The organism is uncultured Brachybacterium sp. (genome assembly GCF_947500705.1).
GTDB lineage: Bacteria > Actinomycetota > Actinomycetes > Actinomycetales > Dermabacteraceae > Brachybacterium.
On record NZ_CANMSY010000001.1, the window covers coordinates 263281 to 284048 of the forward strand.

Annotated in this window: 17 protein-coding genes and 1 tRNA gene; 5 read left to right on the forward strand and 13 right to left on the reverse strand. The window is 71.3% G+C overall.

What is annotated here, in order from left to right:
* Positions 1-76: 76 nt before the first annotated feature.
* A complete protein-coding gene (secE, locus tag Q0937_RS01225; RefSeq protein WP_299298875.1) occupies positions 77-343 on the reverse strand; it encodes a preprotein translocase subunit SecE in 267 nt (88 codons plus the stop codon).
* 63 nt (positions 344-406) lie between these two features.
* Positions 407-479, reverse strand: a tRNA-Trp gene (locus Q0937_RS01230).
* Between the two features lie 208 nt (positions 480-687).
* On the opposite strand from Q0937_RS01230, the gene Q0937_RS01235 reads away from it, so the two are divergent.
* Positions 688-1932, forward strand: a complete 1245-nt coding sequence (locus tag Q0937_RS01235) for a pyridoxal phosphate-dependent aminotransferase (RefSeq protein ID WP_299298878.1) — start codon at positions 688-690, stop codon at positions 1930-1932.
* Positions 1929-2975, forward strand: a complete 1047-nt coding sequence (locus tag Q0937_RS01240) for an adenosine deaminase (protein WP_299298881.1) — start codon at positions 1929-1931, stop codon at positions 2973-2975. The genes Q0937_RS01235 and Q0937_RS01240 overlap by 4 nt, the downstream gene beginning before the upstream one ends.
* 103 nt (positions 2976-3078) lie before the next feature.
* Here the strand turns inward: Q0937_RS01240 and galK are convergent, their stop codons facing one another.
* The 4 genes from galK to Q0937_RS01260 form a co-directional block, all read right to left on the reverse strand.
* The gene (gene galK / locus Q0937_RS01245; protein WP_299298884.1) at positions 3079-4332 is read right to left on the reverse strand and encodes a galactokinase; all 1254 of its coding nucleotides are present in this window, start codon (positions 4330-4332) and stop codon (positions 3079-3081) included.
* Positions 4333-4443: 111 nt separating this feature from the next.
* Positions 4444-5529, reverse strand: a complete 1086-nt coding sequence (locus Q0937_RS01250) for a beta-propeller fold lactonase family protein (protein WP_299298887.1) — start codon at positions 5527-5529, stop codon at positions 4444-4446.
* Positions 5526-7022 carry a threonine/serine exporter ThrE family protein gene (locus Q0937_RS01255; RefSeq protein WP_299298889.1) on the reverse strand — a complete coding sequence of 499 codons (1497 nt, stop codon included), beginning with the start codon at positions 7020-7022 and terminating at the stop codon, positions 5526-5528. The genes Q0937_RS01250 and Q0937_RS01255 overlap by 4 nt, the downstream gene beginning before the upstream one ends.
* A gap of 152 nt (positions 7023-7174) precedes the next feature.
* Positions 7175-7465, reverse strand: coding sequence for a DUF3017 domain-containing protein (locus tag Q0937_RS01260; protein WP_299298891.1), 291 nt, complete (start codon positions 7463-7465; stop codon positions 7175-7177).
* 126 nt (positions 7466-7591) lie between these two features.
* On the opposite strand from Q0937_RS01260, the gene Q0937_RS01265 reads away from it, so the two are divergent.
* Positions 7592-9106, forward strand: a complete 1515-nt coding sequence (locus tag Q0937_RS01265; RefSeq protein WP_299298893.1) for an aspartate ammonia-lyase — start codon at positions 7592-7594, stop codon at positions 9104-9106.
* Positions 9107-9252: 146 nt separating this feature from the next.
* Here the strand turns inward: Q0937_RS01265 and ppk2 are convergent, their stop codons facing one another.
* The 3 genes from ppk2 to purN all read right to left on the reverse strand — a co-directional run bounded on the left by ppk2 (position 9253) and on the right by purN (position 12657).
* Entirely contained in the window at positions 9253-10158 is a 906-nt protein-coding gene (gene ppk2, locus Q0937_RS01270; protein ID WP_299298895.1) for a polyphosphate kinase 2, read from the reverse strand.
* Between the two features lie 102 nt (positions 10159-10260).
* Positions 10261-11949, reverse strand: a complete 1689-nt coding sequence (gene purH, locus Q0937_RS01275) for a bifunctional phosphoribosylaminoimidazolecarboxamide formyltransferase/IMP cyclohydrolase (RefSeq protein ID WP_299298897.1) — start codon at positions 11947-11949, stop codon at positions 10261-10263.
* 135 nt (positions 11950-12084) lie between these two features.
* Positions 12085-12657: a phosphoribosylglycinamide formyltransferase gene (gene purN / locus Q0937_RS01280; protein WP_299298899.1), complete on the reverse strand. Its 573-nt coding sequence runs from the start codon at positions 12655-12657 to the stop codon at positions 12085-12087.
* Positions 12658-12819: 162 nt separating this feature from the next.
* Here purN and Q0937_RS01285 point away from each other — a divergent pair, with 162 nt between their 5' ends.
* Complete coding sequence (locus Q0937_RS01285; protein WP_299298901.1) at positions 12820-13236, forward strand: hypothetical protein; 417 nt, start codon at positions 12820-12822, stop codon at positions 13234-13236.
* Here the strand turns inward: Q0937_RS01285 and Q0937_RS01290 are convergent.
* The gene (locus Q0937_RS01290) at positions 13214-14698 is read right to left on the reverse strand and encodes a DUF6350 family protein (protein ID WP_299298903.1); all 1485 of its coding nucleotides are present in this window, start codon (positions 14696-14698) and stop codon (positions 13214-13216) included. The genes Q0937_RS01285 and Q0937_RS01290 overlap by 23 nt on opposite strands.
* A 175-nt stretch (positions 14699-14873) precedes the next feature.
* Here Q0937_RS01290 and Q0937_RS01295 point away from each other — a divergent pair, with 175 nt between their 5' ends.
* On the forward strand, positions 14874-16163 hold the full coding sequence (locus Q0937_RS01295; protein ID WP_299298905.1) for an isochorismate synthase MenF: 1290 nt from the start codon (positions 14874-14876) through the stop codon (positions 16161-16163).
* 27 nt (positions 16164-16190) lie between these two features.
* On the opposite strand, the gene Q0937_RS01300 is transcribed toward Q0937_RS01295, so the two are convergent.
* The 3 genes from Q0937_RS01300 to Q0937_RS01310 form a co-directional block, all read right to left on the reverse strand.
* Positions 16191-17363, reverse strand: a complete 1173-nt coding sequence (locus tag Q0937_RS01300; protein ID WP_299298907.1) for a S1C family serine protease — start codon at positions 17361-17363, stop codon at positions 16191-16193.
* A gap of 320 nt (positions 17364-17683) precedes the next feature.
* A complete protein-coding gene (menD, locus tag Q0937_RS01305) occupies positions 17684-19510 on the reverse strand; it encodes a 2-succinyl-5-enolpyruvyl-6-hydroxy-3-cyclohexene-1-carboxylic-acid synthase (protein WP_299298909.1) in 1827 nt (608 codons plus the stop codon).
* 275 nt (positions 19511-19785) lie between these two features.
* Positions 19786-20763 carry an o-succinylbenzoate synthase gene (locus tag Q0937_RS01310; RefSeq protein WP_299298911.1) on the reverse strand — a complete coding sequence of 326 codons (978 nt, stop codon included), beginning with the start codon at positions 20761-20763 and terminating at the stop codon, positions 19786-19788.
* Between the last annotated feature and the right edge of the window lie 5 nt (positions 20764-20768).

A 20768-nucleotide genomic window follows, 5' to 3' on the forward strand; every position in this document is an offset into this window, starting at 1 on the left:
CGGCGGGAACCTGCCTTCCTGGCTGCGTGGAACTGATCGGTCACGGTGCGTTGCGTGGTGCGGGCCGGCCCGCGGCTCACACGTCGGGAACCGTGAAGGCGATCCTGGAGAGCCAGCTGAACACGGAATCGAGACCGAAGATCAGAAGGATCATGAAGACGACGAACAGCAGAACGGTGATCGAGTACAGGACCAGCTCCCGACGGGTCGGGACGACCACCTTGCGGAGCTCCGCGATCATCTGGCGGATGAACAGTCCGATGGCCAGGAACGGGTTCTTCGACCCGGAGCCCTGGGCGTCGGCACCGGTGGGCGTCGACGGGGCGTTCTGGCGGGAATTCACGTCTGGGCTGTCCGATCTCGTCGAGGTCATCCGCGTCCGGTCGGGTAACCCCGACCGGACCGGCAGGGCAGACAGGGCTCGAACCTGCAACCTGCGGTTTTGGAGACCGCTGCGCTACCAATTGCGCCACTGCCCTTCACGAGGACCAGGCCTCATGAGGTCTTCGCACGGACTCTCGGAAGAGCTCCATGATTCTGACCAGCGACCAGCATACAAGCCGCGGGGACCTCGTGCGAATCGACCGGCGTCAGATCACATCACATCCGCGCTCCCGACTCCGCTCCCCGAGTGTCCGAATGGGATCGGACCTGGCGACCCGCCGCGTGCTCTGCCACGATAGGCGGGTGACCCACGACGATGCCAGCATCTCCGCGACCAGCCCGCACACCTCCCAGCATCCCCGCGTCTCGCAGCGGGTCGGAGCGATCCAGCCGTCGGCGACCCTTGCCGTCGATGCGACCGCGAAGGCGCTCAAAGCCGCCGGTCGCCCGGTGATCGGCTTCGGAGCCGGCGAACCGGACTTCCCCACTCCGCAGCACATCGTCGACGCCGCCGTCGAGGCCGCGCAGGATCCCCGCAATCACCGCTACTCCGCCACCGGGGGTCTGCCCGAGCTGCGCGAGGCGCTGGCCGAGTCCTTCTCGGGTACCACCGGCCTGGCCATCGAGCCGTCTCAGGTGCTCGTCACCAACGGTGGCAAGCAGGCCGTGTTCCAGACCTTCGCGACCTTGCTGGACCCGGGCGACGAGGTGCTGCTGCCGGCCCCCTACTGGACCACCTACCCCGAGGCGATCCGGCAGACCGGAGCCGTCGAGGTGCCGGTCCTGGCCGGGGTGGACCAGAACTATGTGCCCACCGTCGACCAGCTCGAGGCCGCGCGCACCGAGCGCACTCGCGCGCTGGTGCTCTGCTCCCCCTCGAACCCCACCGGCGTGGTCCTGAGCCCCGAGCAGGTCACCGAGATCGGGCGCTGGGCGCTCGAGCACGGGATCTGGGTGGTCACCGACGAGATCTACCAGTCCCTCACCTACGACGGGATGCCGTTCACCTCGGTCCTGCAGGCGGTGCCGGAGCTCGCCGAGACCACGGTGCTGCTGGGCGGGGTGGCGAAGTCCTTTGCGATGACCGGCTGGCGCGTGGGCTGGATGGTCGGCCCCGCCGACATCATCAAGGCGGCGACCAACCTGCAGTCCCACCTCACCTCGCATGTCAACAACATTGCCCAGCGGGCGGCCCTGGCGGCGCTCACGGGACCCACCGAGCCCGTCGAGCAGATGCGCGAGGCGTTCGATCGGCGACGCCGCCTGATCGTGGAGAGGCTCTCCGCCGTGCCCGGGTTCACGGTCCCCACCCCCACCGGCGCGTTCTATGTGTTCCCGGATGTCTCCGGGGTGCTCGGCCGTGAGATCCGGGGGCGGAAGGTCACCACCTCGGCCGAGCTGGCGACCGTGATCCTCGAGGAGGCGGAGGTCGCCGCAGTGCCGGGCGAGGCCTTCGGCGCCCCCGGCCATCTGCGCTTCTCCTACGCCCTGGCCGATGAGGACATCGCGGAGGGCATCGACCGGGTGGCAGCGCTCCTGGCCGGATGAGCTCGGACGGCGGCGCGGGCCGCGTGACTCCAGAAGCTGGGGAAGGGCGCGATCTCGCGGCGCTGCCCAAGGCCCACCTGCACCTCCATTTCACAGGGTCGATGCGCCAGCAGACGCTCGTGGAGCTGGCGGACGAGCGGGGCATCCGGCTGCCCCGCTCGCTCACCGACGACGTCGCGCTGCAGGTCGAGCCGACGCGCCGTGGCTGGTTCCGGTTCCAGCGCCAGTACGACACGGCGCGAACGGTAGTCGATTCCGAAGCGGCCATGCGCAGGATCCTGCACGAGGCGGCGCAGGATGACGCCGCGGAGGGTTCGGGCCGCCTCGAGCTGCAGGTGGATCCCACCAGCTATGCGCCCTTCGTGGGTGGTCTGACCCCGGCGATCGAGATCGTGCTGGACCAGGCCGCCCGTTCGGAACTCGAGACGGGCGTGAGCATCGGGATCGTGATCGCGGCCTCCCGCACCCGCCACCCCCTGGACGCGCGGACGCTCGCGCGGCTGGCGGCGCGTCATGCCGGCCCGGTAGTCGGCTTCGGCCTTTCCAATGACGAACGGCGCGGAACCACGGCAGACTTCGCGCCGGCCTTCCGGATCGCGCGCGAGGCCGGGCTGCTGTCGGTGCCGCACGGCGGGGAGCTGCTGGGACCCGAGCATCTGGAGGAGGTGGTGGAGCATCTGCACCCGCAGCGCCTGGGCCACGGGGTGCGCGCCGCGGAGGATCGAGCGCTGCTGGAGCGGGTGGTCGAGGCAGGGATCGGTCTGGAGGTGTGCCCCGCCTCCAACGCCTCGCTGGGGGTGGCGGAGCGGGCGACCGACGTGCCTCTGCGGCGCCTGGTGGATGCCGGGGCTCAGATCGCGCTGGGCGCCGATGACCCGCTGCTGTTCGGCTCTCGCCTGCTGGACCAGTACGAGACCGCCCGGGAGATCGGCTTCGACGATGCCGAGATCGCGGACCTCGCCGCCTCCTCGATCCGGATCTCCTCCGCCCCCGAAGACGTCACGCAGCGTCTGCTGGCGGGTGTGCAGGACTGGCTGGGCTGAGTCCTCCGCCCGCTCGGCGTGCTCGCGAGCAGCTCCGCGGCCGGCCTCAGGTGACGCTGCCGACTTCAGCTACCGCGGCCGGCCTCAGCCGACGCGGCCCGCGTCAGCGGTCCTGGCCGGCGCCTTCCGAGGGGAGGGCCAGGAAGAACACCGGGGCGTCGAAGCCCTGCTCGGCGAAAGCCGCAGCGATCGCGGAGGCGACCTGCTCGGCCTGCCCGGCCTCGACCAGGGCGATGGTCGAGCCGCCGAAACCGCCACCGGTCATCCGCGCACCGTGGGCTCCGGCCGCCCGGGCGGCCTCGACGGCGACGTCGAGCTGGGGGACGGTGACCTCGTAGTCCTCGCGCAGGGAGTCGTGGGAGGCGTTCAGCAGGGCGCCGAGCTCCGCCACGTGCTCGCGCACGGTGCCTGCGGCCAGCAGCGCATCGAACTCCCGCACTCGCTGGATCTCGGTGATCACGTGATGGGCGCGACGGCGCACCACCTCGTCGTCGATCCGGGCGAGCAGCGCGTCCAGCTGGACGGGATCGGCGTCCCGCAGCGTCGGCACGCCCAGGGCCTGCGCCGCGCGCTCGCTGTCCGCGCGACGCGCCGTGTACTCGCCGTCCACATGGGAGTGCTCGGCGCGGGTGTCGGTGATCAGCAGTGCCAGACCCTGCGAGGCGAGGTCCCACGGAACTGCGCGAGTGGAGAAGTCACGGCAGTCGAGGTACAGGGCGTGACCCTCGCGCGAGAGCACCGAGGCGGACTGGTCCAGGCCTCCGGTGGAGGCGCCGGCGAAGTCGGTCTCCGCGGTGATCGCTGCGCGCACCCGATCCAGCGGCTCGGTGCCGAGGCTCAGCAGCGCCTCGATGGCCTCGGCGGCGGCGCATTCGAGTGCCGCGGAGCTGGAGAGCCCGGCGCCCAGCGGCACCTGACCGTCGATCATGATGTCCATGCCCCGGGTCGAGGCCCCCGAGATCCGGGAGCGCAGCGCCCACAGCACACCCGCCACGTAGGCCGGCCAGCCGGTGACGGCCTCGGGCGTGAGCTCGCGCGCGTCGATGTCCAGGACCGTCTCGTCCTGTGCCGAGCGCACCCGCAGCCGATCGGTGGGGGTGCGCGCCGCTGCCGCGAAGCAACGGTGGGAGATCGCCATCGGCAGGCACAGCCCGTCCTGGTAGTCGACGTGCTCGCCGATGATGTTGACACGGCCGGGTGCGGACCACACTCCGTCGGGCTCATAGCCGAAGGAGTCGGTGAACTGCTGTGCGGCGCGGTCCGCGGCCTCCGAGCGGTCCGGGGCGGCGGACAGCTCGACCGCGACCGGATCTGCTCCGAGGCGCACTGCGGCGGCGGGAGAGGCGGCAGAGATCATGGGTTTCCTTCCGAAACGGTGAAGAGCCGTCGGCGCAATCGGAGGCGCGCCCTGTCCGGCCCGGCGTTCGAGAGTCTAACCGTCATCCCGACAAGAGCAGTCCGGCGACATTCAGGGACGCACCGCGAGGCACGCCGCCGACGGAGCAGCGATCGGCTCCCCCGCCACCTCGAGCCGCTCCCCCACCCGCCGGAGCACATCGATGCGATCCCCGTTCTGCGCGGCGACCAGGATCAGATCGCCCCACTGGGTGAAGTGCCGGGGGTGTGCCCCGACCTCGAGCTCGGCCACCAGCTGCGGGCGCATCATGGCCAGCGAGAGCAGGGAGAGGGTGTCCGGGCCGCGGTTGGCCACCACCAGCAGCGATTCCTCTGCGGCGAGCTCGATGTGGGAGAGCGCGTTGGGACCCTCCTGGCCGCTGGCCGGAGTTGTGGAGCGCACGCTCCAGCCGTGCCCGGCCCGTGAGCCCTGGCCCGGTCCGCGACCGGCGGCGCCTCGGGTGAGCTGTGATGCGGGCTGGTCACGAGAGGCGGTGGCGACCACCCCGGAGAGCTCGCAGGCGATGTGGAGGTGCTCCGATTCGTGGTCTGCCGCGAGATGGCGAGGCCCGCTTCCCCGCGGCAGCGGAATCTCTCCGCTGAGGTCGATCATCCCCGCCGCGCCCTGACGGTAGAGCAGCACCCGGTCCAGGCCGAGATCCGGCACGGCGAGCACCTCGGTGCCGGGCAGCGGGACCACCTGGTGCGGGTGCGGGTCCTCTCCGTCGCTGTGGTCACGATGGTCGTCCAGATCGATCTGCTCGAGGGGCACGCCGTCCGCATCCAGCCGCACGGTGACCACGCCGCCTGACCCGTACTGCGCGATGACCAGCGTGGACCGGTCCGTCCCGAAGCTCAGATGACAGCCTCCGGAGCCGTCCACGGCGAGCTCTCCGATCACCTCCGCCCTGTGCCCCTCCGCGCTCACCCGTACGGCGACCACCCGCGTGGGGTCCCCTTCGAGCAGCGCGTACAGCAGAGAGCCGTCCGGGCTCCAGAGCACGAACGAGGGGTCGGCCAGATCCACCACCGCCAGCTGCTCCGCCACCGGAGCGGTGCGGGGGTTTTCGAGGGTGAACTTCAGCAGGGTCAGGCCGGGGCCGCGACCGGTGCCGCTGCGCGAGTAGCCGCCGACGGCGATCAGTGCGGTGGTGCTCATGAGGACTCCTCGGGGTCGGTGCGCCGCCGCGAATAGTCCTCGAGGTCCGAGGGCGGATCGAGGTCTGCCAGGAAGGAGGGGTCCTCGAACATCGTGGACGACAGCGCTGTCATCTCGCCCGTCATCGTAGACGGCTCGATCACCGGTGCGCCATGGCGACGCCGCTGCCGGCGCGAGCCGAGGGAGAGTCGGCGGCGGCGCAAGGTGGTGAACGGTGAGGAGATCGCCGGGGTGTAGGCGATCCCGCTGCGGCGGAAGTACGGCATCAGGCGCGAGGCGAGCAGCTGCCCCAGCACCACGCCCGCCGCGATCGAGACCGCGATCTCGGCGGCTCCCAGCAGATCTGCGACGCCGGTGCCGAGGTCATCACCCAGTCCCAGCAGGCCGCGGTAGATGATGCTGCCGGGGACCAGCGGGATCACCCCGGCCATCACGAACGCGAGGGACGGGGCGCGCAGCCGGTCCGCGAGCGCGGTGGCGACCATGCCGGTGCCGAAGGCTGCCAGGGCGACGGCGAAGGTGCGGTCCAGCAGCAGGCTGGAGAGCAGATGCGCGATGATCCCGGAGCCGGCGGCGACCAGCGCCGCGGAGAGCAGCAGTCGGGCGGGCACCTGCGTGCCGACCCCGTAGCCGAGCCCCATGCCGAGCCCGGAGATGATCACGACCACCGCGGTGGTGAGGGTGAGCGGAAGCGCGGCGCTGACGGAGATGTCCGCGCCGACCAGGTCGGCCAGCAGCATGCCTCCACGCACACCGGCCACGAGGCCGACGGTGAGCATCAGCGCCTCGAGCATGCGTCCGGCTGCGGTGACATACCAACCGGTGACCGCGTCCTGGACGGCGCTGATCGAGGACAGCCCCGCCAGCTGCACGATGAGGCAGGAGACCACCACGATCGACGAGTTCACCCCCGGGTCGATGAGGGCGACGAGGACTGCGCCGCCCACGGCGATGAAGCCGCCCAGCACCTGGCTGTAGAAGGGCGGGATGTTCCATCGGGCCAGCAGCTCGCCGATCGCGATGAGCAGCCCGGCGGAGAGGGTCGCGGCGAGCACGACGAGACTGCCCGCTCCGAAGAAGAGCGCCGCAGCCCCGCTCATGACGGCGAAGCCGGCGACCACCAGGGGGATGCGGTACAGGGCCTGGCGCTGCGGGATGGCGGAGGCCTGGCGACGTGCCTCATCCAGCGGCAGCTCGCCGGAGAGGTAGCCGTGGGAGATGTCCTCGAAGGCGGCCAGACGGGCGAAGTCCTGCACCCGCTCGCTCGCGGAGCGCACCCTGGTGAAGGGTGTCGCGGATTCGTCCGCCAGATAGGAGATCGTGACCTCGTTGAACGTCACCTGCACGGAGACGTTGCGCAGACCGGAGGAGCTGGTCACCCGCAGCACCGTCGCCGTGACCTCGGAGGCCGCGGCGCCGTTGGTGAGCAGCCCTTCGCCGATCCTCATGGCGAGGTCGAACACGGCATGGAGCCGGGTGGAGTCGGTGGGCACGCACCGATCGTGCCATACGCGTCGGGGCCCGGAACACTCCGCAGACCGCCGGACGCCTCACAGCGCCGGCAGTTCCGCCCAGGGCTTCCGCCGCGCGGTACCGTCCGTCACTGGCGATCTTCGCTGCGCGGCATCCCCACCATGCGGTGGCGTCAGAGGTTGGGCGAGGCGGACAGCACGGCGAGGGAGACGGCGAGCATCAGCAGCACCACCACGTCCAGTCCACGGGACCGGACCGCGAGCGCGCCGACCGCTCGGACCGGCAGCACCGCCCGCAGCACGGCCAGCACCGCCAGCAGCGCGGCCAGCAGCAGCCCGGCGAGCGGGACGGAGGCGAGCACGGCGATCACCATGATCACACCCAGCGCACACAGGGCGAGGGTCAGCACCGCCTGCCGCTGGAAGGCGGCGGCGAGGGTGGTGGGGGAACAACGTTCGAGCACGAGCTCATCGTACGGTCCGCGCCGCATCTGGAGCGATGCACGGTCCTCATGCCGGCCCCGACGCGGCTACCCTGGCCGTGGTCGGCAGCGCCGTCGACCACAGAGCGACCTGGAGGACTCCTTCACATGACAATCCCCGGTGCGACAACCGGTACTGCGACCCGCACGGAGCATGATCTGCTCGGCGATCGCGAAGTCCCCGCCGATGCCTACTACGGTGTCCAGACCCTGCGTGCGCAGGAGAATTTCCACATCACCGATGTGCGGCTGAGCCATTTCCCCCGGCTGATCGAGGCGCTCGCGCAGGTCAAACGGGCCACCGCCCGAGCGAACCACGGCCTCGGAGCGCTCGATGACGAGCGAGCAGCTGCGATCGAGCAGGCCTGCACGGAGATCGCCGGTGGTGAGCTCCACGAGCACTTCGTGGTGGACATGATCCAGGGCGGTGCCGGCACCAGCACGAACATGAACGCGAACGAGGTGATCGCGAACCGTGCGCTGGAGATCCTCGGCCACGCCAAGGGCGAGTACGAGCACCTGCACCCGAACAACCACGTCAACCTCTCACAGTCCACGAACGATGTGTATCCCACGTCGCTGCGGCTGGCGATCCTGCTGACCTTCCCGGCTCTGGTGGATTCGATGGAGCATCTGATCTCCACCCTGCGCGCCAAGGGTGCGGAGTACTCCGAGGTCCTGAAGATGGGCCGCACCCAGATGCAGGACGCGGTCCCGATGACGGTGGGCCAGGAGTTCAACGCCTGGGCCACCACGATCGAGGAGGACGTCGAGCGCCTCTCCCGCACCGCGTCGGCGTTCCAAGAGATCAACCTCGGGGCCACCGCGATCGGGACCGGCATCACCACGGACCCGCGCTACGCGGAGCGCGCCACCGAGGAGCTCTCGTCCCTCACCGGCATCGACTTCATGGTCTCGATCGACCTCGTGGAGGCCACCAGCGACACCGGCGCGTTCGTGACCTTCTCCGGGATCCTGCGTCGCATCGCGGTGAAGATCTCCAAGATCTGCAACGACCTGCGCTTGCTGTCCTCGGGCCCGCGCGCGGGCTTCCACGAGATCAACCTGCCGGCGGTGCAGCCGGGCAGCTCGATCATGCCGGGCAAGGTGAATCCGGTGATCCCGGAGGTCGTGAACCAGGTCGCCTTCGAGGTGATCGGCAACGACCTCACGGTGGCCTTCGCCGCCGAGGGCGGACAGCTGCAGCTGAACGCCTTCGAACCGGTGATCGCCTACAACATCCTCGAGTCCACGCGCATCATGACCCGGGCGATGAACACTCTCGCCGATCGCTGCATCTCCGGCATCACCCTCAACAGAGACATCCTCGAGGACCACCTGCGCCGCTCGATCGGCGTGGTCACCGCGCTCGTGCCGGTGATCGGCTACGCCGCCGCGACCGATGTGGCGGCCACCGCCCTGGACACCGGGCGACCGGTCGCCGAGCTGGTGCTCGAGCGGGGCCTGCTGGACGAGGCGCGGCTGAAGACGCTGCTGTCCCCGGCCTCGATGACCCGCCCGCACCGCGCCACCCCCACCGGCACCATGCCCGTGGTCTCGGAGGGATGGCTGGACTCCGGGGAGATCGCCCGCCTGCCGGAGGAGCCGATCACGGAGGGCTGACCCTCCTCCCCGCCCCGACGAACGCGACACGCCGACCGAGAACACCGGTCGCTTCCCTGAGCGGAAGCTATCGGTGCACTGGGTCGGCGTGTCGGTGCCGTCGGGCGTGGCGGGAGGGACAGGCGGCGTGACCCGAGGGCCTCAGCTCACTCGTCGGCCTCTTCCATCTTGCCGCGCATGACCAGCTTGGGATCGGGGATGCCGATGACCTCGTGGTCCTTGCCGTCGTACTCGAACTGGGAGAGGAAGTAGCGCATCGCGTTCAGCCGGGCGCGCTTCTTGTCGTTGGAGCGGATGATGGTCCACGGCGCGTACTTCTTGTCCGTACGGCGGAACATCTCCTCCTTCGCCTCGGTGTAGGACTCCCAGCGGTCCAGCGACTCGAGGTCCATCGGGGACAGCTTCCACCGGCGCACGGGATCCAGCTGACGGATCGCGAATCGGGTGCGCTGCTCCTTCTGGGACACCGAGAACCAGAACTTCGTGACGAAGATGCCGGAATCCACGAGCATCCGCTCGAAGTAGGGCACCTGGTTCATGAACGTCTCGTACTGCTCGGGCGTCGCGAAGCCCATCACCCGCTCGACCCCGGCCCGGTTGTACCAGGAGCGGTCGAACAGCACCATCTCGCCGTCGGTGGGAAGGTGCTGGACGTAGCGCTGGAAGTACCACTGGCCGCGCTCGCGGTCGCTGGGCTTGTTCAGCGCGACCACGCGGGCGGTGCGCGGGTTCAGGTGCTCGGTGAAGCGCTTGATGGTGCCGCCCTTGCCGGCCGCGTCCCGGCCCTCGAAGATGATGATCGACTTCTGGTCGTTGTCCTCGAGCCAGTACTGGTACTTCAGCAGCTCCACCTGAAGCTTGTACTTCTCGCGCTCGTACTCGTCCCGGTCCATGCGGGTCTCGTACGGGTACCCCTCCTGCCAGGTGTAGACCGGGTTGCCCTGGGGGTCGATGAGGTCCGGGTCCGGCGTGTGTCCATCCTGGACCGAGTACCCCTCTTCGCGCAGATGCTCGATGTACTCTCGCAGGCTCTGGTTGTCAGGGATCTTCACGGTCGCTCCTTCGCACGCTGGTGTATGGGTCCAACTCTAGAGGGCCTGCATGTCCGTTCGGTGAACGGACGGCCCTCGGACATGCCCCGATGGGCAGTGCGGTCAGTGCGCGAAGTGGCGCGTACCGGTGAGGTACATGGTCACGCCGGCTGCCCGGCAGGCCTCGATGACCTCCTCATCACGGATCGAACCGCCCGGCTGGACGATCGCCCGCACCCCGGCGTCGAGCAGGATCTGCGCGCCATCGGCGAAGGGGAAGAACGCGTCCGATGCGGCGACCGCCCCGCGGGCCCGATCGGGGACCGCACCGCCCTCGGTCGTCTGGCCCAGGCTGTTCGCGCGGGCGACGGCCAGGCGGCAGGAGTCCAGGCGGTTGACCTGGCCCATCCCGATGCCGACCGCGGCGGAGTCCTTGGCCAGCAGGATCGCGTTGGACTTCACGGCCCGCACCGAGCGCCAGGCGAAGGCGAGGTCCGCGAGGGTGGCGGCGTCCGCCGCGTCACCGGCGGCGAGGGTCCACTGCGAGGGATCATCACCCTCGGCGGCGATGGTGTCCGCGTCCTGGATCAGCATCCCGCCCCAGATCTCCCGCATCTCGACGCTGCGGGAGTACTCCCCCGCCAGGCGCAGGATCCGCAGATTCTTCTTGGAGCGCAGCAGCTCGAGCGCCTCGTCCTCATAGCCGGGAGCGAGGATGACCTCGGTGAAGACCGGCTTGACCTGCTGGGCCATCGCGAGGGTGACCGTCCGGTTGGTCGCGATGACGCCGCCGTAGGCCGAGACCGGATCGGTGCCGTGGGCGCGGGCATGGGCGAGCGCGATGTCCTCGGCCTCGTCGGCCACGGCGATCCCGCAGGGGTTGTTGTGCTTGACCACGGCGACGCAGGGTCGGTCGTGGTCAAAGGCCGCGCGCACGGCGGCGTCGGCGTCGACGTAGTTGTTGTAGCTCATCTCCTTGCCGCCGAGCTGCTCGGCGCCGGCGAGGCCCGGGGCGCTCTCGTCGGTCACGGCCAGGCGGGCCCGCTGGTGCGGGTTCTCGCCATAGCGCAGAGTCGCGGTGATGCCGAGCTCGGCGGCGTCCGCGTCAGAGAGATCGAGGATCGAGATGTCCTCGTCCTCCCCGAAGGCGTCGTCCTCCTGGCCGGTCTCGACGGCGCCGGCATCGTCGGCGTCGTCGGCGTCAGCAGGGCCGTCGAGATGCTCGAGCATCCAATCGCTGATCGCGTCGTCGTACTCGGCGGTGCGGGTGAAGGCGATGGTCGCGAGCTCCTGGCGCTCGGCGAGGGTGAACCCGCCGGCCTCGGCGGCCTCAGCGGCGATCGGGTAGACCTCCGGGTCGACGACCACCGCGAGGGAGGCGAAGTTCTTCGCTGCGGCGCGGACCATGGTGGGGCCGCCCACGTCGATCTTCTCGATGATCTCGTCGAAGGTGCCACCGGCGGCGACCGTCTCGCTGAACGGGTACAGGTTCACCACGACCAGGTCGAAGGGGGCGATGTCGTGGTCGACCAGCTGTGCGCGATGGCTGTCGAGCCGCTGATCGGCGAGGATCCCGCCGTGGATGCGCGGATGGAGGGTCTTGACCCGACCGTCGAGCATCTCGGGGAAGCCGGTCACGCTCTCCACCTCCGTCACGGCGATGCCTGCGTCGCGGAGGGTGCTGCCGGTGGAGCCGGTGGAGACGATCTCGACACCGTTCTCGGCGAGGGTGCGGGCGAGGTCGACGATGCCGGTCTTGTCGAAGACGGAGATGAGGGCTCGGTGGAGGGGGCGGCGTTCTGCGGTGCTCACGGGGCGTGCTCCTGTTCGGGTCTGCTGCGGCGGACACCCAGGCGGTCGATGTCCACTGTTGTCACTCCCCGGTGGTCCCCCACCTTCGCCAGTCGTGTGGCGCCATCCTAGTCGGGGCCCGCGGGAAGCTCCGGCTCAGCCAGCCGCGGTGAGACGCCGCACGACCTCGACCAGCAGCGGCTGCTCGACGGCTTTGATCCGTTCATGGAGGGTCTCCTCGGTGTCCTCGTCGAGGACCTCCACAGCGGTCTGGGCGAGGATCTTCCCGGTGTCCACCCCGGCGTCGACCTCGATCACGCTGCAGCCGGTGACCTTGACCCCGTGCGCGAGCGCATCCCGCACTCCGTGGGCTCCGGGGAAGGAAGGCAGCAGGGCGGGGTGGGTGTTGATGATCCGCCCGCCGAAGGCGTTCAGCAGCGGCGGCCCCACGAGCTTCATGAACCCGGCCAGCACCACCAGGTGGGGTCTGTGCACCGCCACGGCGGCGGTGAGCGCCTGATCCCAGGCATCGCGGTCCGGATGCTCGGACAGGGCCACCACCTGGGTGGGGATGGCTGCGGCCCGGGCATGCTCGAGGCCCGCGGCGTCGCGATCGGCGATGACGGCCACCACCTCGAAGGGGCAGTCCTCGCCGCGCGCGGCGTCGAGCAGTGCGGCGAGGTTGGAGCCGGTACCGGAGATGAGGACGACGACGGGGAGGCGGTTCACCGCTCCAGACTAGTCACCGTCGGCCTCTCGCCGCGCCCTGAGCCCTCCTGCACAGGCCGCGCACTCGGTCGCCGGTCCCGCCAGACGGGGCGGGAGGTGACGAGTCGGTGACGACAACGGGGGTGGCGATGCCCGCGTGGCCGACCGGGCACAATGGACTCGATGAACAGCGACTCCTCCCCCGCCCCGACGCAGGACCAGGCCTCCCGGCGCCGCCCCCGCCTGGTGGGCGGACTGACCCTGGCGATGCTGGCCTCCTGGTTGCTGATGATCTCCCCGCTGCCCTATTCGCTGCTGTCCGGGATCACAGGGCTCGTGGCCCTGGTGCTGCTGATCCCGCTGATCGTGATGTCGATCAGGGAGCGGCGCTATTCGATGGCGGTGATCGGCACGCTGCTGGGTGTCCCCGCGACGCTGCTGATCATCGCGACCTCGGCCTTCAGCGCCCTGTTCTACGGGCCGACGGCAGAGCACCAGGAGTGTCTCTCGACGGCGATCACCCAGCAGGCCCGGGTCCAGTGCGACGACGCCGTCCAGGGCTCCATGGCCGAGTGGGTCAGCGGTCTGTTCGGCGGCTGAATCCCGAGCCGGGCTCCGAGGAGTCCGCGGTGTCCTCGACGTCGAGCGCCCAGGCATCGGGCTCCAGAGCTCCCTCGACGTCTTCCTCGGCGACGTCTTCACCGGCTGCTTCTGCGTCGGCGTCCTCTGCGTCGGTCGCCGCTGAGCCCGCGCTGTCCGGGAGGTCCGCGCTGTCTGCGACGTCCCCTCCGCGTTCGGTGCGCTCCGCCGCCTCGATCCGTTCCCGCACGGACCGGTACGCATCGCGGGTCCTGGGGATCAGCGGGGTGGCGAGCACCCCGAGCACGAGGGCGGTGGTGAGCACCACGATCCCGATCGCGGGCAGCGCGAGCGTGCTCATCTGCGGGCCGAGGTGCACCAGGCGCCCGTCGCCGATGCCGCCGGTGGACAGGCCGGCCAGGAGCAGCAGGGACACGATGACGACCACCGGGTAGGCCACCCAGGCGGTGATCCGGTCTCGCTGCGCGAGGTCGGCGACATCCCGCACCAGTCGGACCGCCCCGAGCGCCACCGGGATCGCCGGCAGGATCATCAGCGCCCAGGCCCAGCCGGGGAAGGGCCCAGGGCTGGGCAGCGCGCCGAGCATCGGCAGTGCGGGCAGCACCCCGGTCTCGGCGCCGGTGAGGGAGATGCCGGTGGCTGTGCCGACGCCCACGGTGCCGCCGAGCACGACCGTCAGCGCCCAGACGGCGAGCAGCGGCAGCAGGGCGAGCTGGACCAGGGTGAGCACGAGCCCTCCGACGGGACCGGGGGCGAGGGCGTCGAACAAGGCGGACTGCGCCGGCACGGAGAGGAGGAGCGTCACCACCACGATCGCCACTCCGACCCCCAGCAGGCCGGTGACCGCGATCAGCGCGGAGCGGGCGATGTCGCCGTAGGGCGCGGGCAGCAGATCCAGGACCCGTACCCCGGGCACCGTCTCCGTCGGCTCCCGGCGCACGGACCACAGCAGCCCGATCAGGCCGCCGGTCACCGCGACCATCGCCCCGGAGACCACCGCCGAGGTGACCATGGGTGAGGAGTCCGCGCTGCGACCGATGCTCGCCAGCACCGCCAGCCCGATCGCATAGACCAGCGTGTACATGCCCAGCGCCGAGCCGACGTCGCGCAGCGCGCCGGTGCGCAGCAGCCCGTCATCCCGCACCGGTCGCAGCGCCCGGCCCACCTTTCGCATGGCGACGGCGGACAGCAGCATGAGCAGGGCCAGCAGGCCGAAGGGGGTCAGAGTCACCGCGCCGTCGATCACCCCGGTGCTCAGCATGATCCCGCCGCCGTGCCCGAGGATCAGCAGGTTCAGGGAGATGATGATCGCGTCGAGCGCGGTCGCCGTCGAGGCGGTCCCGGCGACCTGTGCGGCCAGCGCCGGCACCACCACGGCGGCGATGGCGATGCCGAGCGAGGTGAGCGCCCCGAGGACACCGCGGACCAGGGGTGTCGCGATGCTGTCGGCCGTGCTGCTCACGCGCTCGCTCCTTCGGGAAGTACGGGGACGGGGACGCGGGGCCGGCAGCGGCTCCGCCTGTCCCTGGGGCGGGGTTGCCGGTCCATGGTCGCACCTCACGGCAGCAGCTCGGCGCATCTGGACACGGGACGCGGGTCACGGCCCGGGAGGGCCCGGGTGTCGCATAATGGCGGGGATGTCTGCCCCGCTCCCTGCCCCCGACGCCACCTCGGCGATCCTGTTCGTGCGCACCCAGCGGATCGAGGATCCGGTCGACCTGCTGGAGCATGTCCCGGCCGAGGTCAGCGGTGCCTGGATCCGCCACGGCCAGGGGATGGTGGCCCTGGGCACGGCCTGGTCCGTGCAGACCACCGGTCCGCACCGCTTCGCCGCCGCCAGCGCCGCCTTCCGTGAGGTGGCCGACCGGGCCCGGATCGATGACGAGGTGCGGGTGCGCACCAGCGGGCTGATCGCACTGGGCAGCTTCTCCTATGCCGACGCCTCGGAGCGTCCCTCGACGCTGATGGTGCCGCGCGCCCTGCTCGGCGTGCATGACGGCGAGGCCTTCCTCACCGTCGTCGGCGTCGATGAGGAGCCTCAGCTGCCCACCTCCTGGCGTGACCTCTTCCCCTCTCCCCCGGTGCCCGCGACAAGGACTGACGAGCTCGAGCTCGAGGCAGATCACACCCCGGATGAGTACCAGGCGCTGGTGCAGGAGGCTGTGCTCGAGATCCGCGCGGGCCGGGCTGCGAAGGTGGTGCTCTCCGAGCGGACCACCGTGCGCAGCCCCGTCCCCCTCGAGCCTGCAGTGATGCTGACCCGGCTCGCCCGTGCCTATCCGAGCACCTGGGTGTATCACCTCGAGGATGTGGTGGGCGCGAGCCCCGAGATGCTCGCCCAGACCGAGGACGGCAGGGTCTTCTCGCGGGTGCTGGCAGGCTCCCGCCCGGTGGCCGACGACGGCGAGCTCGACGAGGTGGACCGTCGCGCCTTCCGCGCCGATGCCAAGGAGCGTTCCGAGCACGCCTTCGCCGTCGACTCCGTGGTGGACCGGCTGGCCGGACTGGCCGAGGAGCTCGAGGTCTCCCCCGAGCCCTTCGTGCTGCGCCTGCCGGGCCTCGAGCACCTCGCCTCCGACGTCACGGCCCGGCTGCGCAATGGGACCACGAGCCTCGATGTCGCCTCGCGCCTGCACCCTTCGGCGGCCGTGTCCGGCACGCCGCAGGAGGAGGCCGACGAGATCATCGCGCGGCTGGAGCCTCAGGATCGCGGCGGCTACGCCTCGCCCGTGGGCTGGATGGATGCTCACGGCGACGGGCAGTGGGCGATCGCTCTGCGGATGGCGCACCTGGTCGATGACCGGACGGTGGTGCTGCAGGCCGGTGGAGGCCTGGTCGCCGCCTCGGATCCCGTCTCCGAGCATGCCGAGGCGCTCGCGAAGTGCCGTCCGATGCTGCGTGCCCTGCGCGGCGACTCCCCCGCCTGAGGCTCCAGGCCTCCAGGCCTCAGCGGCTCAGGAGGGGCGCGCCCCGAGGGTCACGTCGATCGTCTCCACGGTCCCTGCCCGCACCACCTCGAACTGGTGGGTCGCACCGATCTCGAGTCCGCGCACCACGCCCGTGAGCGCTGCGGCGCCGCCGACCGGGATGTCGTCGATCCCGATGATGAGGTCCCCCTCCTGCAGATCGGCATCGGAGGCGGGACTCTGCGGCTCGATGCTCACCACCTCGGCACCGCGGTGGGTCGCCCCGCCCTCCGAGGAGGATCCATCCGTGCTGGTGACCCCCAGGAAGGCATGCTCGGCGGTGCCATCCTCCTGGAGCTGATCGGCGATCATCGCAGCCGTGTTCGAGGGGATCGCGAAGCCCAGCCCGATGCTGCCCGCCTGACCGGAGGCGTTCGGGATACCGGCGATCGCGGTGTTGATCCCGATCACCTGTCCGGCGGCGTCCACCAGCGGACCGCCGGAGTTGCCCGGGTTGATCGCGGCGTCGGTCTGGATCGCGGAGGAGTAGGTGGTGTCGGACCCGTCGGCTTCCTCCCCGGAGGCGGAGACCGGACGGTCCAGCGCCGAGACGATGCCGGTGGTGACGGTGTTCTGCAGACCCAGCGGGGTGCCGAGCGCCATCACCGGCTGCCCCACCTCGACCGTCGTGGAGTCGGCGAAGGTGGAGGGCTGGAGGCCCGACGGCGCGGAGTCCAGACGGATCACGGCGAGATCGGTGGTGGGGTCCGTGCCGACGATCGAGGCCGGGTAGCTGAGCCCGTCGCTCGTGGTGACCTCCACACCCTGAGCCGCGTCGACCACATGGTTGTTGGTCAGGATCGTGCCCCGCTCGTCGAGGATCACGCCGGTGCCCTGGCTGGTGCCGCTGCCGGTGGAGACCTGGATCGCCACCGCGCTGGGCCCGACCTGCTCGGCGATCATCGCCCAGTCGACGTCCTCGCCGCTGGTGACGGCGGCGGGTCGGGCCTCGGTGCTCGAGGCGGGGGCCTCCTGCACGGTGGGAGCGAGGTCGGAGCCGGCGAGCTGGTCGTAGGCCACCACTCCCCCGAGGGTCGCACCGCTCGAGAGCAGCATCCCCAGCGCGACCAGCCCGGTCACCCCGCCCCAGCCCGGCCCGCGACGCGACGAGGCCGGAGGGGCAGGACTGACGGCGGAGGACGCCGCGGCGAGCGAGGTCACGTTGGCAGGGGATGTCGCAGCGGTCGGGGCTGTGGGGTCCGGCGAGGCCATGAGGTACGGAGTACCGGCGAGGGCCGGAGCATCGGCAGGGGCCGACGGGGCCGGGGTGCCTGCGAGGTCCGGAGTACCTGCAGGGGCCGGAGTACCTGCAGGGACCGAAGTAGCTGCAGGGGCCGGAGTACCGGAGGGAAACAGTCCCTGTGCGCTCTGGTGCTCGGGCGCCGGGGGCTCCCACTGCCGGGGCTGCCGGGGGGCGGTGAAGTAGTCGTCCTGGTGCGGTGTGTGCTCGTCGCTCATGGGATCCACCTCAGCATCCCTGCTCAAGAATTCCTCGGGATGCCGCTGGACATCTCCTGGACGACCAGCACGCGCAGGCCGCGCGACGGCTCGGCCAGCGCGGCCGGGAGGGATTGAGGAGTGACCTGCTGCGCCGTCGCCCCGAGCGCCGCTGCCGCAGCGGTGATGTCGACTCCGTGCGGAGTCGTGAAGAAGCGTCGCAGCAGCGCGGGGGGAGCCGCGGCATGCTCGAGCCCGGAGAAGATCCGGCCGCCGCCGTCATCGACCACGACCAGGTCGAGCTCCGGGGTCTCCTCCTCCGGGCCGATGATCAGCCCGGTGAGGTCGTGCAGGGCCGTGAGATCTCCGACCAGCACCCGCACGCGCCCGGGGTTGCTGTGGATGTCCTGGGACTGCTGGGCCTGCTGCACCCGCTGGGCCTGCTCGACCTGCTCGACCTGCTCGACCTGCTGGACCCGCTGGGCCTGGAGCGCCAGGGCGATGCCTCCGGCCATCGCGGTGGTGCCGTCGATGCCGGCCAGTCCTCGATTGGCGATCACCCGGGCCGCAGTCGGACCGCCATGCTGCTCGAGGTCGCGGATCAGGCTCGAGGAGCCGAGCACGAGCACATCCCCCGTCGCGCAGGACTCCCAGACGGCGAGCGCAGCGTGCTGCTGCCAGGTCCGGGGCAGTGCTCCGGCGGCGCCGTCGGCCGCCTTCGCCCAGGCCGCCAGCCGGTCCGTGCGCCCCTCCTCGTCCACGGGGAACGCCTCCTGCCCCACTGCCCCGGGCACCACGAGCCGCGCACGGCGAGCGACGTCGGGCCAGTCCAGGTGCGGATCCACCACGATCACCTCGACGTCCTCGGCCCCGAGCAGCGCGCCGACGACCGGCCGGGAGAGCGTGGGATGACCGAACACGATCGCCCGCTGCGGCCGCAGCGGGTGCCCCGGATCTGCCATCACCTCACGCAGCAGCGCGGGATAGCGGGGCACCAGACTCGCCCCGCGGAGCGCACCGGAGCTGGGCTCGGCCAGGAGCGGCAGCTGGTGCCCGGCGGCGAACTCGGCGGCGGCGGGGCCTGCACCGTCGCCTGCGACGACCACGGTGCGGTCGTCCACCGGCACCGGCTCCGCAGAGGGCGCCGCGGGACGGGTGCGATGAGTGAGCACGATCCGTTCGCGGGAGGGCGTGGAGATGCTTGGGGCCGCGTCGTCGTGCCGCGTGGCGTCGTGCCGCGTGTCGTCGGGCTGCGGGCGCGGTACCAGCGGGTCCCGGAAGGAGAGGTTCAGGTGCACCGGGCCCGGATGCTCCGCCGTCGCCGCGGCCAGGGCTCGCGCGGCGGTGGAGACGGCGGTGCGCAGCTCGAGGGGACTCGCCTGCGCGGCGGTGGGGGCCGGCAGGTCCACGGCCAGGCGCACCAGGGAGCGGAACATCCCAGCCTGCCGGGTGGTCTGGTTGGCGCCCACCTCCCGCAGCTCGGCGGGACGGTCCGCGGTGAGCACCAGCAGCGGGATCCGGGAGTGGTGGGCCTCCATCACGGCGGCATGCAGATGTGCGGTGGCGGTGCCCGAGGTGGTGACCACCGCCGCCGGGTGCGCGGGGTCCTGACGGCTCAGCCCGAGTGCGGTGAAGGCCGCCGCCCGTTCGTCGATCCGCACATGGGCGCGGATCCGCTGCGCGTTCCCCTCCTCAGCCAGGGCGTAGACCAGGGGGGCCGAGCGGGAGCCGGGGGCGAGCACCGCCTCCCGCACGCCGAGCGCGGCCAGCGCGCTCCAGAGCGCGACGGACTGGTCGACCGCCCCGGAGCCGGTGGGCAGCGGGGCGTCGATCCACGCCGGCGGAGTGGTCAGGGAGGTTTGCTCAAGCACCCCGTCAGCGTAATGCGCGCGCAGGGTCGTGTCCCCGACCACCGGGCTGCGGGCACCGGCAGCGGGCATCGGGATCGGCAGCGTCGGCCGCGGCAGCGGCAGCTACAAGTTCTGCTCCCCTGACGACTCATGTGCTCGTTCGCATCGGTCGTGGCGTCGCAGAACTCCTCACAAAGCCCCGGGACGGAGCCATACAGAGCGTCGGGACGGCGCCGTGCGGGGTGCCGGGACGGCGCCGTACGGGGCGCAGGGACGGAGCCGGGGCGCGCGGCGGGTCAGAGCTGCGCGGCGCAGGCCTCGAGACGCTGCTCCCAGCGGGAGGTCAGCTCGGTGCCCGCCGCGTGGCGCTCCAGCAGCTCGGGCGCGGGCGCTGGACGGTCCACGGGCAGGACGCCCTGTGCCGCACGGAGCGGCACGTCGACCAGGTCGCCGGTGAGCAGCGTGGCAGTGCCGAGGCCGCAGGCGTAGGGCAGCTCGGGCAGCGCGGCGGCGAGGGCGAGGCCGGCGCTGAGCCCCACGCTGCTCTCGAGGGCCGAGGAGACCACCACCGGCAGTCCGGCCTGCTCGGCCAGCTCCAGGCAGCGCTGCACCCCGCCGAGCGGCTGGACCTTCATCACCAGCAGGTCGGCTGCCTCGGCGCGGGCGACGAGCAGCGGGTCCTCGGCGCGGCGCACGGACTCGTCCGCGGCGATGGGGATGCCGAGGGCGCGGCGCAGGGCGGCCAGATCTTCCAGTTCCGCACAGGGCTGCTCGGCGTACTCGAGGCCGCCGGCGGCGCGTTCCAGCACGGGCAGGGCAGCGAGGGCCTCGTCGAGGGTCCAGGCGGCGTTGGCATCGATCCTCAGCCGGGCAGCGGGGCCCATCGCGTCCCGCACCGCTTCGAGCCGCTCCGCATCCTCGGCGAGGCTCGAGCCCGGATCGGCGACCTTGATCTTCGCGGTGCTGGCCCCGCCGACGGTCGCGATGCGGTGCGCGAGCGCCGCCGGCACCACCGGGATGGTCGCGTTGACCTCGATCTGGTCGCGCAGCGGCGTGGGGCGCTCCGCGGTGGCGTCGGCGAGCGCGGCGTGCAACCACGCGGCGGACTCCTGCGCGTCGTAGTCCCAGAACGGAGAGAACTCGGACCAACCGGCCGGGCCGTGCAGCAGCAGACCGTCACGCTCGGTGATGTCGCGGAAGCGAGTGGTCATGGGGATCGTCCACGCGTGGACGCGATCGATGCCGCGCTCGCGCAGGGCGGAGGGGATACGCATGCCCT

Excerpts from the sequence above, each read along its gene's own strand:
- Q0937_RS01240 (WP_299298881.1), top strand. The coding sequence starts at position 1,929 with ATGAGCTCGGACGGCGGCGCGGGCCGCGTGACTCCAGAAGCTGGGGAA.
- galK (WP_299298884.1), bottom strand. The coding sequence starts at position 4,332 with ATGATCTCTGCCGCCTCTCCCGCCGCCGCAGTGCGCCTCGGAGCAGAT.
- Q0937_RS01250 (WP_299298887.1), bottom strand. The coding sequence starts at position 5,529 with ATGAGCACCACCGCACTGATCGCCGTCGGCGGCTACTCGCGCAGCGGC.
- Q0937_RS01265 (WP_299298893.1), top strand. The coding sequence starts at position 7,592 with ATGACAATCCCCGGTGCGACAACCGGTACTGCGACCCGCACGGAGCAT.
- Q0937_RS01285 (WP_299298901.1), top strand. The coding sequence starts at position 12,820 with ATGAACAGCGACTCCTCCCCCGCCCCGACGCAGGACCAGGCCTCCCGG.
- Q0937_RS01295 (WP_299298905.1), top strand. The coding sequence starts at position 14,874 with ATGTCTGCCCCGCTCCCTGCCCCCGACGCCACCTCGGCGATCCTGTTC.
- Q0937_RS01310 (WP_299298911.1), bottom strand. The coding sequence starts at position 20,763 with ATGCGTATCCCCTCCGCCCTGCGCGAGCGCGGCATCGATCGCGTCCAC.